The organism is Nonomuraea sp. NPDC051941 (assembly GCF_044593615.1).
Genome location: NZ_JBIUCF010000090.1, coordinates 18,679 through 32,331, shown reverse-complemented (window position 1 = coordinate 32,331; position 13,653 = coordinate 18,679). Strand labels below are relative to the sequence as shown.

The 13,653-nt window shown below is 67.8% G+C and carries 14 protein-coding genes and 3 pseudogenes; 8 read left to right on the top strand and 9 right to left on the bottom strand.

The window, feature by feature from the left end:
• Positions 1 to 182, top strand: a 182-nt coding sequence (locus tag ACIHFD_RS65030) for a hypothetical protein (RefSeq protein ID WP_397375465.1), incomplete at its 5' end; no start/stop codon positions are given.
• A gap of 478 nt (positions 183 to 660) precedes the next feature.
• Here the strand turns inward: ACIHFD_RS65030 and ACIHFD_RS65025 are convergent.
• The 5 genes and pseudogenes from ACIHFD_RS65025 to ACIHFD_RS65005 form a co-directional block, all read right to left on the bottom strand.
• Positions 661 to 1,206, bottom strand: a complete 546-nt coding sequence (locus tag ACIHFD_RS65025) for an NAD(P)H-binding protein (RefSeq protein WP_397375464.1) — start codon at positions 1,204 to 1,206, stop codon at positions 661 to 663.
• A gap of 40 nt (positions 1,207 to 1,246) precedes the next feature.
• Positions 1,247 to 1,357: pseudogene (locus tag ACIHFD_RS65020) on the bottom strand (aldo/keto reductase); the annotation flags it as partial.
• 73 nt (positions 1,358 to 1,430) lie between these two features.
• On the bottom strand, positions 1,431 to 2,405 hold the full coding sequence (locus ACIHFD_RS65015; RefSeq protein WP_397375463.1) for an aldo/keto reductase: 975 nt from the start codon (positions 2,403 to 2,405) through the stop codon (positions 1,431 to 1,433).
• 82 nt (positions 2,406 to 2,487) lie between these two features.
• Positions 2,488 to 3,240 carry a carboxymuconolactone decarboxylase family protein gene (locus ACIHFD_RS65010; protein WP_397375462.1) on the bottom strand — a complete coding sequence of 251 codons (753 nt, stop codon included), beginning with the start codon at positions 3,238 to 3,240 and terminating at the stop codon, positions 2,488 to 2,490.
• A 419-nt stretch (positions 3,241 to 3,659) separates the two neighbouring features.
• The gene (locus ACIHFD_RS65005; RefSeq protein ID WP_397375468.1) at positions 3,660 to 4,541 is read right to left on the bottom strand and encodes a helix-turn-helix transcriptional regulator; all 882 of its coding nucleotides are present in this window, start codon (positions 4,539 to 4,541) and stop codon (positions 3,660 to 3,662) included.
• A 134-nt stretch (positions 4,542 to 4,675) separates the two neighbouring features.
• Between ACIHFD_RS65005 and ACIHFD_RS65000 the strand changes: the two genes are divergently transcribed.
• The 5 genes and pseudogenes from ACIHFD_RS65000 to ACIHFD_RS64980 form a co-directional block, all read left to right on the top strand.
• Positions 4,676 to 4,858: a hypothetical protein gene (locus ACIHFD_RS65000; protein ID WP_397375461.1), complete on the top strand. Its 183-nt coding sequence runs from the start codon at positions 4,676 to 4,678 to the stop codon at positions 4,856 to 4,858.
• 133 nt (positions 4,859 to 4,991) lie between these two features.
• Positions 4,992 to 5,594 carry a flavodoxin gene (locus ACIHFD_RS64995; protein WP_397375460.1) on the top strand — a complete coding sequence of 201 codons (603 nt, stop codon included), beginning with the start codon at positions 4,992 to 4,994 and terminating at the stop codon, positions 5,592 to 5,594.
• A gap of 200 nt (positions 5,595 to 5,794) precedes the next feature.
• The gene (locus tag ACIHFD_RS64990; protein WP_397375459.1) at positions 5,795 to 6,700 is read left to right on the top strand and encodes an aldo/keto reductase; all 906 of its coding nucleotides are present in this window, start codon (positions 5,795 to 5,797) and stop codon (positions 6,698 to 6,700) included.
• Positions 6,701 to 6,702: 2 nt separating this feature from the next.
• Positions 6,703 to 7,083: pseudogene (locus ACIHFD_RS64985) on the top strand (aldo/keto reductase); the annotation flags it as partial.
• 55 nt (positions 7,084 to 7,138) lie between these two features.
• Positions 7,139 to 7,801, top strand: a pseudogene (locus tag ACIHFD_RS64980) (aldo/keto reductase); the annotation flags it as partial.
• Positions 7,802 to 7,858: 57 nt separating this feature from the next.
• Here ACIHFD_RS64980 and ACIHFD_RS64975 read toward each other — a convergent pair.
• The gene (locus tag ACIHFD_RS64975; protein WP_397375458.1) at positions 7,859 to 8,725 is read right to left on the bottom strand and encodes a helix-turn-helix transcriptional regulator; all 867 of its coding nucleotides are present in this window, start codon (positions 8,723 to 8,725) and stop codon (positions 7,859 to 7,861) included.
• A gap of 151 nt (positions 8,726 to 8,876) precedes the next feature.
• Between ACIHFD_RS64975 and ACIHFD_RS64970 the strand changes: the two genes are divergently transcribed.
• Together ACIHFD_RS64970 and ACIHFD_RS64965 are read left to right on the top strand one after the other, a co-directional pair.
• On the top strand, positions 8,877 to 9,635 hold the full coding sequence (locus tag ACIHFD_RS64970; RefSeq protein ID WP_397375457.1) for an SDR family oxidoreductase: 759 nt from the start codon (positions 8,877 to 8,879) through the stop codon (positions 9,633 to 9,635).
• A 191-nt stretch (positions 9,636 to 9,826) separates the two neighbouring features.
• Positions 9,827 to 10,825, top strand: a complete 999-nt coding sequence (locus ACIHFD_RS64965) for an aldo/keto reductase (protein ID WP_397375456.1) — start codon at positions 9,827 to 9,829, stop codon at positions 10,823 to 10,825.
• Positions 10,826 to 11,303: 478 nt separating this feature from the next.
• Here ACIHFD_RS64965 and ACIHFD_RS64960 read toward each other — a convergent pair whose 3' ends face one another.
• From ACIHFD_RS64960 to ACIHFD_RS64950, 3 genes are all read right to left on the bottom strand, one after another.
• A complete protein-coding gene (locus tag ACIHFD_RS64960; RefSeq protein ID WP_397375455.1) occupies positions 11,304 to 11,492 on the bottom strand; it encodes a hypothetical protein in 189 nt (62 codons plus the stop codon).
• A 154-nt stretch (positions 11,493 to 11,646) separates the two neighbouring features.
• The gene (locus ACIHFD_RS64955; RefSeq protein ID WP_397375454.1) at positions 11,647 to 12,276 is read right to left on the bottom strand and encodes a 2'-5' RNA ligase family protein; all 630 of its coding nucleotides are present in this window, start codon (positions 12,274 to 12,276) and stop codon (positions 11,647 to 11,649) included.
• Positions 12,254 to 13,534, bottom strand: coding sequence for a hypothetical protein (locus ACIHFD_RS64950; RefSeq protein WP_397375453.1), 1,281 nt, complete (start codon positions 13,532 to 13,534; stop codon positions 12,254 to 12,256). The genes ACIHFD_RS64955 and ACIHFD_RS64950 overlap by 23 nt, the downstream gene beginning before the upstream one ends.
• Between the last annotated feature and the right edge of the window lie 119 nt (positions 13,535 to 13,653).

Genomic DNA, 13,653 nt, shown 5'->3' with positions numbered 1-13,653 from the left:
CTGCTTCAGCGGCATTCGAAGTCATCGACGCCCAGAGCCAGGGGTTCTTCGAAGGCCACTTCACATCGATCTTCGAGCGCGCCTCGCAGGGCCGCATACTCGAGGTATCACCTCACGGCCCGAATCCGCACTTCAACGCCGCTTTGGTGAACGATCTCCGCAAGGCGATCGGCCGTCCGTAGGGACCTGAGCACCGTCCGGGCGGGTGGCCTGGGATCGGCGGCGGCATCGCCCAAGTGCGGTGGGTTTAGCTCGTTTGCAGGGAGCGACTGACCTGGGATGTTGAGGGTCTGGTCGTGGTGGGCGGGTCGTCTTACCGTGCGGGGTGGAGGCGATCGCGATGGGCTCGTTGCAGGAGGAGTTGGCGCGGCGGGAAGCGGCTGCTCGGGAGCGGGTCGCGCGGTTACGTCAGGAACTGGCGGCCGCGGAGGAGATGTTGTCGCGGTTGGTGATCATTCGGGAGACCGTGGAGGAGATCCTGGGTGAGTCTGCCGATCCGGTGGAGCCATGGCCCGTTGCGGACGAGTTCGGCGAGGCCGGCGGTCGTGAGCAGTTCGGTGATGCGGACGAGGTGGCCTCGGGTTCGGCTGGGTCACCGATCGGGGTGATCACGGTGCCCCGGTGGCGGCCGGGCATGAAGGTTTCGGTGTTGCCTCGTGCCTACCAGGATGTGCTGGAAGTGCTGGCCGATGCCGATGGTGCGATGCGGGCCGGGTGGCCGTGGTCGCCGGGGCCCCAGTTCAGACCGGGGCGGATGACCATGGAACGCACTCCGTCACCGGCGGCGGCCAGGGCGGTGTCCTCGGCGGCCTTGCGGAACTCGGCCAGCGGCTCCGGCGTGAAAGCGTCGTGCTCGGCGAAGACGTCCGGGCTCCAGCAGCCTGCGGTGCGCTGCATCAGGACGCCGCTGCCGGACAGGAAGATGAGCGTCTTGCCTGTTCCGGCCAACGCGCCGGCCAGTTCCCGAGCGGTTGCACTCTCCTGGTCCGGGTCGGCCTGGGCGGCGTAGATAACCGCATCCGCGCGCAGGGCCGCCTCGATGGCGGCGGGGCGGCGCGTATCCAGGTCGGCGGCGACTGGAGCGATGCCTCGGGTTTCGAGGGCGGTGACGGCAGCTTCGGTGCGGGCGAGGCCAGCGATAGTGTGGCCTTGGGCGGCCAGGTGACGGGCGAGGTTGCCGCCGACGAATCTCTTCTCGAGGGACACTACTGGACGCGAGCGCTCGGTCCACCTCTTCCTCGTTGAAGTACGCCTGGGCGGTGTCGATGGAGCGATAGCCCACTTCGAGTGCTTCGCGCACAGCGCGTTCGCAGTCGCCGCCTTGGACTTGGAAGACGCCGAAGCCGATGACTGGCATCTCGACGCCGTTGTTGAGCGTGACCGTCCTCATGGGAGGTCCCTTTCTCTGGTAGGGCAGCGGGGATGGCCGGTCAGCGTTCGATCATCTCCATCTGCGCTTCGTTGTGGTGCCCGCCGGCGGCCGGGGGCAGGCTGTCGAGCTTGGCGAGCTGCTCGGCGGTCAGGACGAGGCCGTCGGCGGCGGCGTTCTCCTCCAGCCGCGCGACCCGCTTGGTGCCCGGGATGGGGGCGATGTCGTCGCCCTTGCTCAGCAGCCAGGCGATCGCGACCTGCGCGGGCGTGGCGCCGGCCTCGGCGGCGATGGCCTGCACCTGGTCGGCGAGGGCGAGGTTGCGCTGGAAGTTCTCGCCGGTGAAGCGGGGGTTGGTGGCGCGGAAGTCGTCGGGGCCGAAGTCGCTTTCGGAGCGGATCTTCCCGGTCAGAAAACCCTTGCCGAGCGGGGAGTAGGCGACGAGGCCGATGCCGAGCTCGCGCAGCAGCGGCAGCACCTGCTCCTGGTCGCGGGTCCACAGCGAGTACTCCGACTGCAGTGCGGTGATCGGGTGGACGGCGTGGGCGCGGCGGATGGTGTCCAGCCACGCCTCCGACAGGCCGATGTGGCGGACCTTGCCCTGCTGCACGAGTTCGGCCACCGCGCCGATGGTGTCCTCGATCGGCACCTGCGGGTCGACGCGGTGCTGGTAGTACAGGTCGATGTGGTTGGTGCCCAGGCGCTTGAGCGAGCCCTCCACCGCAGTGCGGATGTTGGCGGGGCTGCTGTCGAGGTTCCACGGCCCGTTGCCGGCGTGGGAGACCAGGCCGTATTTGGTGGCGAGCACCGCCTGGTCGCGGCGGCCCTTGAGCGCCTTGCCGAGGAGTTCCTCGTTGACGTACGGACCGTAGATCTCCGCGGTGTCCAGGAAGGTGACGCCCAGGTCGAGTGCGCGGTGGATGGTGCGGATGGACTCGGCGTCGTCGCTGCCGGCGCCGGTGAAGCCGTGGGACATGCCCATGCAGCCCAGCCCGATGCGGGAGACGTCCAGATCGCTCAGCTTGATGTGCTTCATGATGACCTTTCGGGGGTGAGTTTGATGGTGGTGGCGCGGGCGTCGGGGGTGGCGATGCCGCTGATGAGCCAGGTGTGCGTCATCACAGGGTCACTTCGTCGAGCACGCGCAGGCCGTTGAGCGTGCGTGGGTAGCCGATGAAGGGGATGAGCTGGGTCAGTACCCCGATCAGGCGGGCGCGGTCGTTGCCGACGTTGAGGTTGGCGGCGACGTGTCCCTTGACCTGAGCCTCGCAGCCGCCGAGCGAGACCAGCATGGCGAAGGTCAGCAGCTCGCGCGTCGGCACGTCCAGGCCGGTGCGGGTGAGGTGGTCGCCGAAGCAGTTGACCGACAGGTAGCGCTGGATGTGCTGCTCGTCCTGCGGCGCGGAGGCGTGGAGCCCTTCCACCCTCTCGGCGCCGACGATCTGCTTCTGCACCGCCAGGCCCTGCTCCAAGCGAGTCTTGGGGGCGGTGGTGGACTGGCCGGGCAAGGGCAGCTCGACGCCCCGCTCCGTCAGGACATCGTTGGTGGCGTGCAGGAAGTCGAAGACCTTCGCCATGCCCACGTACGGCACCGTCTGATAGACGATCTCCTTCGCCTCGACCGGGGTGACGCCTGCCGTCAGCGCCGCGCCCAGCATGACCCGGTACTCGCTCACCGCCTGGCAGGCGATCATGGCGGCGAGCTGGACCATGAGCCTGGTCCGGGTGTCGAGGTTCCCATGGCGCAGGACTTCGTCGAAGGCGAAGTTGTCGAAGATCTCGATGAGTTCGGGGTCGGTACGTGTGAGCATCGAGATGTGGCCGGGGAACAGCTCCTGGTGATTGCGCCGCGCGACGTCGCTGATGGCCATGTGTGCTCCTCCGGGTGTGGCCAGGGTCTTCGTCTCGTATTCGTCGGACCTGCCTGCGGCCAGCTGATCGGTGCGCCTGGTCTCGCGCTGCTGTCGCAGGGCCTTGAGGTCTGCCCAGGGAAGGTGCCATGACCACCTCACAAACCGGCCACCGAGTTGGCGGCTGAGCCGGCTTTTCCCTGGTCATCCCCATCCAACCGGCAGGCCCGGACGCGCGGCAGGGTCTGCTGTTCCAGGTAACGGCAGTACCCCCCAGAGGGTTTTCCGGCCCGCTGCGCGGCTCCGTACCCCGGTGGCAGCAGGGGTATGGGCACGCTGTAGGCGCCTCCGTTGGGACGTCCTTCTAGGACGTTCTTTTGGAGGCGGAGTCAGGATGTCGATGGAGCGGGCCTCGGCCAGGGCGGTGTTGGTGGCGCGGGTCAGCTCTGGTCCGGGGCCGTCTGCTGCGCCTCGGCGAGATCTTGGGTGGCGGCCCAGCTGGCGAGCATCTTGAGTGCGTCGGCGGCGGGGGTGCCGGGGGCGGCGGTGTAGACGTTGAGGGTCAGGCCGGGCTCCGAGGGCAGCTCCATCGATTCGAAGTTCAGGTCGAGCCGGCCGACAACCGGGTGGCGCAGCCGTTTCCGACCGCTGCGGTGGAACTGCACGTCGTGAGAGGCCCAGCGCTGCCGGAAGACCTCGCTCTGTGTCGATAGCTCACCGACCAGCTCGATCAGCCTTCGGTCGTGCGGGTGGCGGCCCGCCTCCAGGCGGAGCATGGCGGCGGCGTCGTTGGCGACTCGGTCCCAGTCGACGAAGAACTCGCGCGCGGCCGGGTCGAGATAGATGAACCGGGTGGTGTTGGCCGGGCGGCGCGGGTCGGCCAGGACGGGGGCGTACAGGGCGCGGGCGAGGCGGTTCATGGCGAGGATGTCGTGGCGGCCGTTGCGCACCCAGGCCGGTGCGTCGGTGATGGCATCCAGCACCTGCTGGATGGCCGGCTGCACACTGGTCGCCGGCGTGCGATGGCGGCGGGGGCCCGGGCCGGCGGCTCGGGCCAGAGCGAACAGGTGGTCGCGCTCGGCCTCGTCCAGCTGCAGGGCGCGGGCCAGGGCGTCCAGCACGCTGTCGGAGGCGCCGGACAGGTTCCCCCGCTCCATACGGACGTAGTAGTCGATGGAGACACCGGCGAGCATCGCGACCTCCTCCCGCCGCAGTCCCTTGACACGGCGGTTGCCGCCGTAGGCGGGTAGTCCTGCCTGCTGGGGAGTGATGCGCGCCCGCCGCGAGCTGAGGAACTCGCGGACTTCGGCGCGGTGGTCGATCTGGCCCATAACCCCAGGGTAAGCAACGTGTCAGGCGTTAAGGAGGTAACGCCAGTACCCCGAACAAGGGTCACTCCCTGGCCCGCCGGGATCATCGTTGACTGAGAGCCTCCGACCCACGAAGCGGGGGCAGCATGTTTCTCGTCGCCGCCTCAGCGCACACCGGGGCTCTCGACGCCGCGCACGTGAGCGCCACGCTCACCGGCTCCTCCATCCTGCTCACGACGGCGTTCCTCACCGTCGTGATCGTCATCGTCCCGGCCAGGCGGACCCCGCTCTGCGTGCCCGCCAACTCCACCACCGACACCGCCGTTTAGGAGGCGCTTGCGTGAGCATGACCGATCCACGCCACACTCTGGCCGGCCCGCGGTGACCGGCCCTCTACCTCGACGTGGGTTCCTGCGCACAACCGGCGCGACCGCTCTGGCGGTCACGGGAAGCACCTGGTTGATGGGCTGCAGCACCCAGACCACGAACAGCGCCCACGATGCAGCCCCGACTCCGGCGACGCCCGCCACGCCGACCGGAACCGGATCACGTGTCCTGCTGGCCTACTTCTCGCGCGCCGGGGAGAACTACCACTACGGGGGCCGCAAGTACCTGAAGGTCGGCAACACCGAAGTGCTGGCGGGCATGATCAGCGAGCGTATCGCCTGCGACGTCCACCGCATCGAGGCCGCCGACCCGTACTCCGACGATTACGACGACACCAGGACGCGCAATGTGCGTGAGCAGGAGGCCGACGCCCGGCCTGCCCTCGTCATCCCGCCGCCGGCCATTGACGGCTACGACATCGTGCTGCTGGGCAGCGGAGTCTGGAACGTTCGCCCGCCCATGATCATGCGCACCTTTGCCGAAAGCCTCGATTTCACCGGAAAGACCGTCCTGCCCGTCGTCACCTACGCCGTGAGCGGGCTGGGCACCACACCCGAGGAGTACGCGGCAGCCTGCCCCGGCGCCACCGTCGGGGACGGGCTCGCTGTACGTGGCGAAGAGGTCCGCCAGGCGGGCGCCGCCGTCCTGTCCTGGCTGCGGCGGGTCGGCCTGCGCTGACCACACGACCGTCCGATGATCCCGCCACCGGCCACTCTGCGGCGGGCGGCCGTTACCGGGGCACTGAGGCGTCCTCCCTAACCCCGCGGGACGGAAATAGCGTGACGCAGGACGCCACCACCATGAAAGTAGAGGGAAGCATGCAGTACACGAGGTTGGGACAGTCCGGGTTGCGCGTATCGCGCATCGCCCTGGGATGCATGAGCTTTGGCCGGGACGAGTGGAACCCGTGGGCGATGACCGAAGAACAGGCCGGCTCGATCTTCCGGCAGGCCGTCGAGCTCGGCATCACGCTCTGGGACACCGCCAACGCCTACGGCGCCGGACTGAGCGAGGAGATCGTCGGCCGTGCGATCACGAAATACTCGCGCCGCGAAGACGTCGTCCTGGCCACCAAGGTGTTCTTCCCCATGCACGAGGGACCGGGCGGTTCGGGCCTGTCGCGCAAGGCGATCATGGAACAGGTCGACGCCTCCCTCACCCGGCTCGGCACCGACTACATCGACCTGTACCAGATCCACCGCATCGACCCCGAGACGCCGGTCGAGGAGACGATGGAGGCGCTGCACGACGTCGTCAAGGCCGGCAAGGTCCGCTACATCGGCGCCTCGTCCATGTGGGCGTGGCAGCTGTCGAAGATGCAGTACACCGCCCAATTGCGCGACCAGTCGACGTTCGTGTCGATGCAGCACCAGTACTCGCTCATGCAGCGCGAGGAAGAGCGGGAGATGTTCCCGCTGATCCAGGACCAGGGGCTTGGCTCCCTGATCTGGAGCCCCCTGGCCCGCGGGCGCCTGACGCGCCCGTGGGGGCAGGTCACTGACCGGGCCCGCCAGGACCCGATCTCCGCGATGATGCTCGACCAGCCGGAGAACGAGCCGATCGCTCGCGCCGTCGAGCGCGTGGCCGACACGCGCGGCGTGCCGATGGCGCAGGTCGCGCTGGCGTGGCTGCTGCGCAACCCCCTTGTGACCGCGCCGCTGATCGGCGCGACCAAGCCGCACCACCTCGCCGACGCCGTCGCCGCGCTCGAGATCGAACTCACCGACGAGGAGACCGCCGAGCTCGAGTCTGGTTACACCGCCAGGAAGCCGACGGGCTACTGACAATGACGCTGAACACACTGGGCAACTCGGGCATGTTCGTCTCCAAGGCGTGCCTGGGGACGATGAACTTCGGGATCACCCACCCGATGGCCTCCGTCAGGCAGGAAGACGCGACCCGCATCATCGGCACGTTCCTGGACGCCGGGCACAACCTCATCGACTCCGCCGACATCTACTCCGCCGGCGAAGCCGAGGAAGTCGTCGGCCGCGCAATCGCCAGGCGCCGCGACGACGTCGTGATCTCCACGAAAGCCGCCGCTCCCTCCGGGCCCGGCCCGAACGACAAGGGCGCGTCCCGCCGCCACCTCACCCGCGCGCTGGAGGCCAGCCTCAGGCGGCTGGGCACCGACTACATCGACCTGTACCAGGTCCACCACTGGGACCCGCACACGGATCAGCACCACCGCGTCAGATGGGCGGTGATCGTACCAGGTCCACCACTGGGACCCGCACACCCCCATCGAGGAGACCATCGCCACCCTCGACGGGTTCGTCCGCGCCGGCAAGGTCCGCTACATCGGCGTGTCCAACTTCACCGCCGCACAGATCGTCAAAGCGCAGTGGGCCGCACAACGGCTGAACGCCGCCCCGATCATCAGCATCCAGCCGCAGTACTCGCTCGTCGCCCGCTACATCGAGGCCGAGGTACTACCGACCGCGCAAGAGCTCGGCATGGGCGCCCTCGTCTGGTCGCCCCCGGGCGGGGGCCTGCTCACCGGCCGCTACCAGCAGCAGAGCGCACCCGACGACGACAGCCGTATCGCGAGGCTGCGCCGCGCCGGCAGTCCCACCGGCGACGCGCTGGCAGACGACCTCATGCGCGAGGAGAACTTCACCGTCGCCGAGACCGTGGTCCGAATCGCCGGAGAACTCGGGCAGACCCCTGCGGCGGTCGCTCTCGCCTGGATCGCGCACCGTCCGGGCGTGACCTCGATCATCATCGGCCCGCGCACCGTCGAGCAGCTCACCGCGAACACCGCGGCGCTCGAGGTGCCCCTGCCCGAGGCGGCTGTCGCCGAGTTGGAGCAAGTCAGTCGGCACACCCTGCTGCTCCCGGTCAACGGCGCCCAGGACCCCCACGCCCCCGTACAGCTCCTGTAGATCTCGGAGCCGGGCATCGGCGGCAGGCCTGCTCATGCAGGTTCCGCCACCGACCGGCTACTTCGCCGGGGCCGCATGCAGGCCGATCGTGGACGCCAGGAGCCGGAGCCCGTCGTCGCTCGGCGAGCCGGCAGGCGCGCAGTGGGTGATCAAGGTCAGGCCCGGGTCAGCCGGCAGCGGGATCACCTCGGAATCCAGCGTCAGGTCGCCGACCTGGGAGTGGTGGAAGTGCTTGACGCCCGAGTAGCGATTGCCCACGTCGTGCCGGGCCCACAGGACACCGAAGGCATCGCTCCGCATGGACAGCTCACCGATGAGGGCGGCCAGGGTAACGTCGTGAGGTTCGCGGCCGGCGTGCGCGCGCAGGATCGCGACGATCCCCTCGGCGCTGGTATCCCATTCGGCGAACAGTTCACGAGCGGCAGGCTCAAGAAACAGGAACCGGGCCTGGTTGGGGACCTGACCGGGGGCAGTACGCCAGTTGCTGAACAGAGCCGCGCCGAGGGTGTTGTACGCGACGACATCCATGCTCGCGTTGCACACGAACGCGGCCACGGTGCCATCCATCGCATCCAGCAACCGCTGGATGCTCGGCCGGATCGCCGCGGCCTTGGGCCGCCGGCTTCGCGAGCGGGCCGGGCCGAGAGCGCGCACCAGGTCGCCCAGGTGCTCGCGCTCGACGTCGGTCAGCCGCAGCGCCCGGGCGACGGCGTCGAGGATGCTGTCGGAGACACCGGGGACCTGCCCGCGTTCGAACCGCGCGTAATAGTCAACGCTGACCCCGGCGAGCCGGGCGACCTCATCGCGCCGCAACCCGGGCACGCGCCGGGCGCGCTGACCGTAGGAAAGAAGGTCCACGTCCTCCGGCGTCAGCTTCGCGCGGCGCGACATCAGGAAATCCCGCAGGTCGTGGCGTCCGTTCATGCCCTTCATCATCCCCACCCTGCTGCCGGTTATGGAGGCTCTGCGGAGTCCTGCCTAACCTCGCACTCCCTACCGGTCGGCGGATCGGGTTGCCTGAATCGTGACAGGCCACGCCGGGCGGCCACCCGGCGGTGACAACGAGAGGTGTCTGATGAACGCAGAACGCGAGATCGCGCTGGTGACCGGCGCGAACAAGGGCATCGGCTTCGCCACCGCGCGTAAACTCGCCGAGCTGGGGATGACCGTCTACCTCGGCGCCCGCGACGAGACCCGCGGCACCCACGCCGCCGAGCAACTGCACGCCGGCGGCCTGGACGTCACCTACATCCAGATCGACGTCACCGACGACAAGTCGATCGCCGCCGCGGCCGAGCGCGTGAAGACCGAGCGGGGCAAGCTGGACGTGTTGGTGAACAACGCCGGCATTGGCTCCCCGGACGCCATCCCGAGCGAGGTCACCCGAGCCCAGTTGCGCAACATGTTCGAGATCAATGTGTTCGGCTCGGTCGTGGTGACCAATGCGTTCCTGCCGCTGCTGCGTCAAGCGCCCGCCGCGCGGATCGTGAACATCTCCAGCGAGGTCGGGTCACTGTCGGCGATGCTCGACGACCCCGAGTCGATGATGTACCAGTATCTGCGCGACCTGGTCTACCCGACCACGAAGGCAGCGGTGAACATGATCACCGGGCAGTACGCCAAGGAGCTGCGCGACACCCCGATCAAGGTCAGCGCGGCCATCCCCGGCTACGTCGCTACTGACTTCAACGGTCGCACCGGGCACCGCACCCCCGAGCAGGCCGCCGAGATCGTGACCACCCTCGCCACCCTCCCGGCCGACGCGCCCACCGGTCAGTACTGGGGATCCCTCACCGGCGCCGAGGACGGCGTCCACCAGCACGGCCGCTGGTAAAAGCAGCCAGGGGCGTCACGCCCCAACCCCTGCGTGCCGGCCGCTCCACTCAGCCCCTCGGGCAGGAGCGCCCGGCCCTCGCTCACCATCGCGAGCCGGGCGTCACCGACCACGCGCCGCACCACAGCCCCTGGCTGAGGGGTAACAGCAGTCACTCCCTCCCACACACGCATCGACGTTGACTGGATGACATGGACTACACACGACTGGGAACCTCCGGAATGAAGATCAGCCGGATCGCGCTGGGCTGCATGAGCTTCGCCTCCGGCGGCCGCCAGGGCGCCTGGACCCTCGACGCCGAGGCTGCGGAGCCGATCTTCCGGCAGGCCGTCGAACTCGGCATCACCTTCTGGGACACCGCGAACATCTACGGCAACGGCACCAGCGAGGAGATCACCGGCGAGGCGATCCGCAAGTACACCAGGCGGGAAGACGTCGTGTTGGCGACCAAGCTGTTCTCGCCGATGGGCACTGGCCCCGGCGGGTCGGGCCTTTCCCGGCGGGCCGTTTTCGAGCAGGTCGACGCCTCCCTGGAGCGGCTGGGCACCGACTACATCGACCTCTACCAGATCCACCGCTTCGACCCGAACACCCCGGTCGAAGAGACGATGGAAGCACTGCATGACGTCGTTAAGGCCGGCAAGGTCCGCTACATCGGCGCCTCGTCGATGTGGGCGTGGCAGTTTTCCAAAATGCAGTACACCGCCGAGCTGCACGGATGGACGAGGTTCGTCTCCATGCAGGACCAGTACAACCTCGTCGCCCGCGAGGAGGAGCGCGAGATGTACCCGCTGCTGGCCGACCAGGGCGTCGGCGCGATCCCGTGGTCCCCGCTGGCCGCAGGCCTGGTGACCCGACCCTGGGGCCAGGCGTCCACGACGCGCGGGAAGGCCAACCCGTCGACCGATTCCTCGGGCACTCCGTTGTGGCTGAAGACCGACCAGGGCACCGTCGACGCCGTCCAGGCGATCGCGGAGGCCCGCGGTATCCCGATGGCGCAGGTCGCCCTCGCCTGGGTGCTGCGCAACCCGGTCGTCTCCGCCCCGATCGTCGGGGCGACCAAGCCCCACCACTTCACCGACGCTGTCGCCGCCCTGGACGTCACGCTCACCGATGACGAGGTGACCGCGCTGGAGGAGCACTACACGCCGCGTAAGCCGACCTACTACGGCTCGAAGTCCGGCTACTGAGTATCAATCACCCGAACGCGATCCCCGGCCCGATCGGGCTGATCGCGGACGACGAGCGGCGTGCGCTGTCGAAGCCGCTGCGACCGCTTTTGTCGAAGTTGGAGGAGAACACGTGACCGCCACCGCCCCTGCAACTCCGTCGCAGCGTCTTGACGGCCCAGTGATCGGTGCCGCGGTCGCGGTGATCTTCGGTAGCTTCACGTAGATCCTCGACTCCACGATCTTCAACGTCGCCATCGACATCCTCAGCCGCCAGTTCGCCTCGCCGTCGTCGACCATCCAGTGGGTGACGACCGGCTACATGTTCGCGCTCGGAGCGGTGATCCCACTGACCGGAGGGCCGCCGACCGGTTCGGCACCGAGCGCCTTTACCTGACCTCGATCGCCGTGTTCACCCTCACGTCCTCGCCGGGGCGGCGTAGTCTCTGATGGCCTTCCACAACGGCGGAACGACACCGCAATGCTGCGCTTGAGCTGGTCAGTGGCGACGGTTGGGTAGGGCGAGGATGGCCGCAAAGTAGCTCTGGGACTGCTTGCAGACCCGGACGAGCAGGAGTAGTGGTGCCTCCGGCACGAAGCCCTTGGCGGATCCCTCGTCCACCAGCTCCACCGCGTACCGGTGAGCATCGAAGCAGCCTTCGCTGAAGTGCCGCCAGGAATGCCCCACCGTTGGTACCACGCCGACGATGCCGGGATCTTCGCGAAGTCCTCGAACGGCAACGACTCCGGCATGCTGATCGCCAGGCAGGCCCCCGATCTGATGTGTTCAGCCGCCAGGCGGCAACACAAGGGAACCGTCCGCAGAATCAGACTTGAGCCCCTTAAGCGGATTGAGCAGGGAGGGGCATGCTCGCCTTGGTGGTCCAGCGATAGAGACGCTCATCGCGGTCCAGGACGATGAGCTGGATGCGCCCAATGGTGATGGTCACGGGATCGGCGAGCACGCTGTCGATGGCCTTGGCGTACGACTCAATGGGACCATCGGAGTTGCTGTAGCTGATGCTCACGTGGGGCGTCCACTGTTCGGAGTCCGGCACTCGTTCGGGGCCCCACACGTCGGCGATTGCCTGCCGTACGGTTCGTCGTATCAACCGCATCTGCTCAGCGGGCTGGACGTGGAACTGCAGGGCTTCAGGGTCGGTGACAGGCCGCGTGAAGGTGAGCTCGACTGGAGCTGTCGAGGCAAGCCGTGCAGTGGCAGCGTCGATGATGGCGCTGATGTCGGTATCGGTGACCTCGTCGGTGAATCCGACGCCCTGCATGGTCAGATGCAGCCATTGGTGCGGGATCAGGTCGAGTCCGTCCAGGGCGGACAGCGGGGTCTGGTATGCAGCGACCAGGCGGTGGAGAGCGGGTTGGTCCTGGAAGGTGGTGTGAAAGGTGTACATGCGGCGGCCGACTCGCCAGCCGGGTCGCCACCACCAGTGGTCACGCATCCGGGACTCTGCCACGTATCTCGCCTTTCCGTGCCTGGGTCGTTGGGCGGTAATCGTCGATCTGCTCTCGCAGGCTTTGCGCGTACGGATCGTCTCGGTAACGACTTTGCGCGAGGAACTGTCCGATCTCAAGAACCCGGGTGACGACAGGGGCCAGATGGCGTTCGACGGGTTCCTTGAGGACCGGGACGAGGAAGCTCTGGGCCGCTTCGAGTTGCCGGGTGATGAGGTAGGCGTGAGCCAGGCCGATGTGAATCTGTGCCCAGGTACCGTACGCCTGCTCTTCTCCCTGCCGATAGGCGTTGAGGGCCAGTTCCGCGGATGTGATGGCCTTGTCGGGATCCGCGGCGCGCAGGTGGACCGTCATGGTGTAGTTGCATTGGCGCGCGATGCCGCAGGAGAACAAGCCGCCCAACTCGTCGGGGCGAGCGACATCTGCACGGGCAATCTCGGCGTCACGCAGCGCCTGCAGAGCACGTGGGATATTGCCTAGTTCCTGCCAGGCATCGGCTTCTTGCAGGGCGAGGAACACCTTCATGGAGTCGTTAAGCGAGCATTCGAACCCTTGCCGCGCCAGTACGGCGGCCTCACGGTGATGATGATCCCAGAAGGCGGTCTTCGACTGGGCGGACAATGCCAGCGCCCGGGCCGCCGGGATATCTGCCTGCTCCGCGAGGACGACGGCGGTGCGGGCGTAGGCCTCCGCATCGACAACCCGGCCGAGGTCGCCAGCCGCCCAAGCCATGAAGGCGCACAATTTGGCGGCCGTGGCATACAGTTCGCGGCGCTGATCCAGGCGCTGATGCCCGCTTTGGAGTACGGAGAACAGATCTTTGGCCAGTTCGGCTGCCATGCTCAGAAGCGGGGCGGGCGGCTGGTGGAGATAGTCGTGCGCGAGCCGCGTCACGGTGCTGGCGTAGTAGTCGAGGGTGGCGGGTCCCAGGTTTGTCGCCTCCACCCAAGCACCGAAGCGCGCGACCTCGCTGGCCGGCAGCGTGATCGTTTGGTTGAGGACCCGCGACGGCGGTGACGGTAGAGCGAAGAGGCGGTCGCGAGGAATACCCAGTGCTCGGACGTAGAGGAGCTGATAGCGCGCACCCGGAAGGTGCTGTCCCGCCTCCCACTTCCTGATCATCCTCGCTAGGGTGGTGATGTCCGGCAGATCCGGGGCGAGTTGCCGTAGCTCGCGAGCCATATCAGGCACATCCCAGAGCCGGGCCTCTCGCTCGGTGCGCAGCCGCACGGCCCATAGCGGGATGTCGAGGGGTGACATCACGTTGTCTCTCCTTGGACATCCACGCGGACAAGCGCGTCCGCGTTTGCCTCTCATTGTCATCCTGACAACACTCCGCTGCAGGTCATCTACTGAGGGTCATTGAACTTTCTGGTGTG

Excerpts from the sequence above, each read along its gene's own strand:
- ACIHFD_RS65015 (WP_397375463.1), bottom strand. The coding sequence starts at position 2,405 with ATGAAGCACATCAAGCTGAGCGATCTGGACGTCTCCCGCATCGGGCTG.
- ACIHFD_RS65010 (WP_397375462.1), bottom strand. The coding sequence starts at position 3,240 with ATGGCCATCAGCGACGTCGCGCGGCGCAATCACCAGGAGCTGTTCCCC.
- ACIHFD_RS65000 (WP_397375461.1), top strand. The coding sequence starts at position 4,676 with ATGTTTCTCGTCGCCGCCTCAGCGCACACCGGGGCTCTCGACGCCGCG.
- ACIHFD_RS64995 (WP_397375460.1), top strand. The coding sequence starts at position 4,992 with ATGGGCTGCAGCACCCAGACCACGAACAGCGCCCACGATGCAGCCCCG.
- ACIHFD_RS64990 (WP_397375459.1), top strand. The coding sequence starts at position 5,795 with ATGAGCTTTGGCCGGGACGAGTGGAACCCGTGGGCGATGACCGAAGAA.
- ACIHFD_RS64975 (WP_397375458.1), bottom strand. The coding sequence starts at position 8,725 with ATGAACGGACGCCACGACCTGCGGGATTTCCTGATGTCGCGCCGCGCG.
- ACIHFD_RS64970 (WP_397375457.1), top strand. The coding sequence starts at position 8,877 with ATGAACGCAGAACGCGAGATCGCGCTGGTGACCGGCGCGAACAAGGGC.
- ACIHFD_RS64965 (WP_397375456.1), top strand. The coding sequence starts at position 9,827 with ATGGACTACACACGACTGGGAACCTCCGGAATGAAGATCAGCCGGATC.
- ACIHFD_RS64950 (WP_397375453.1), bottom strand. The coding sequence starts at position 13,534 with ATGTCACCCCTCGACATCCCGCTATGGGCCGTGCGGCTGCGCACCGAG.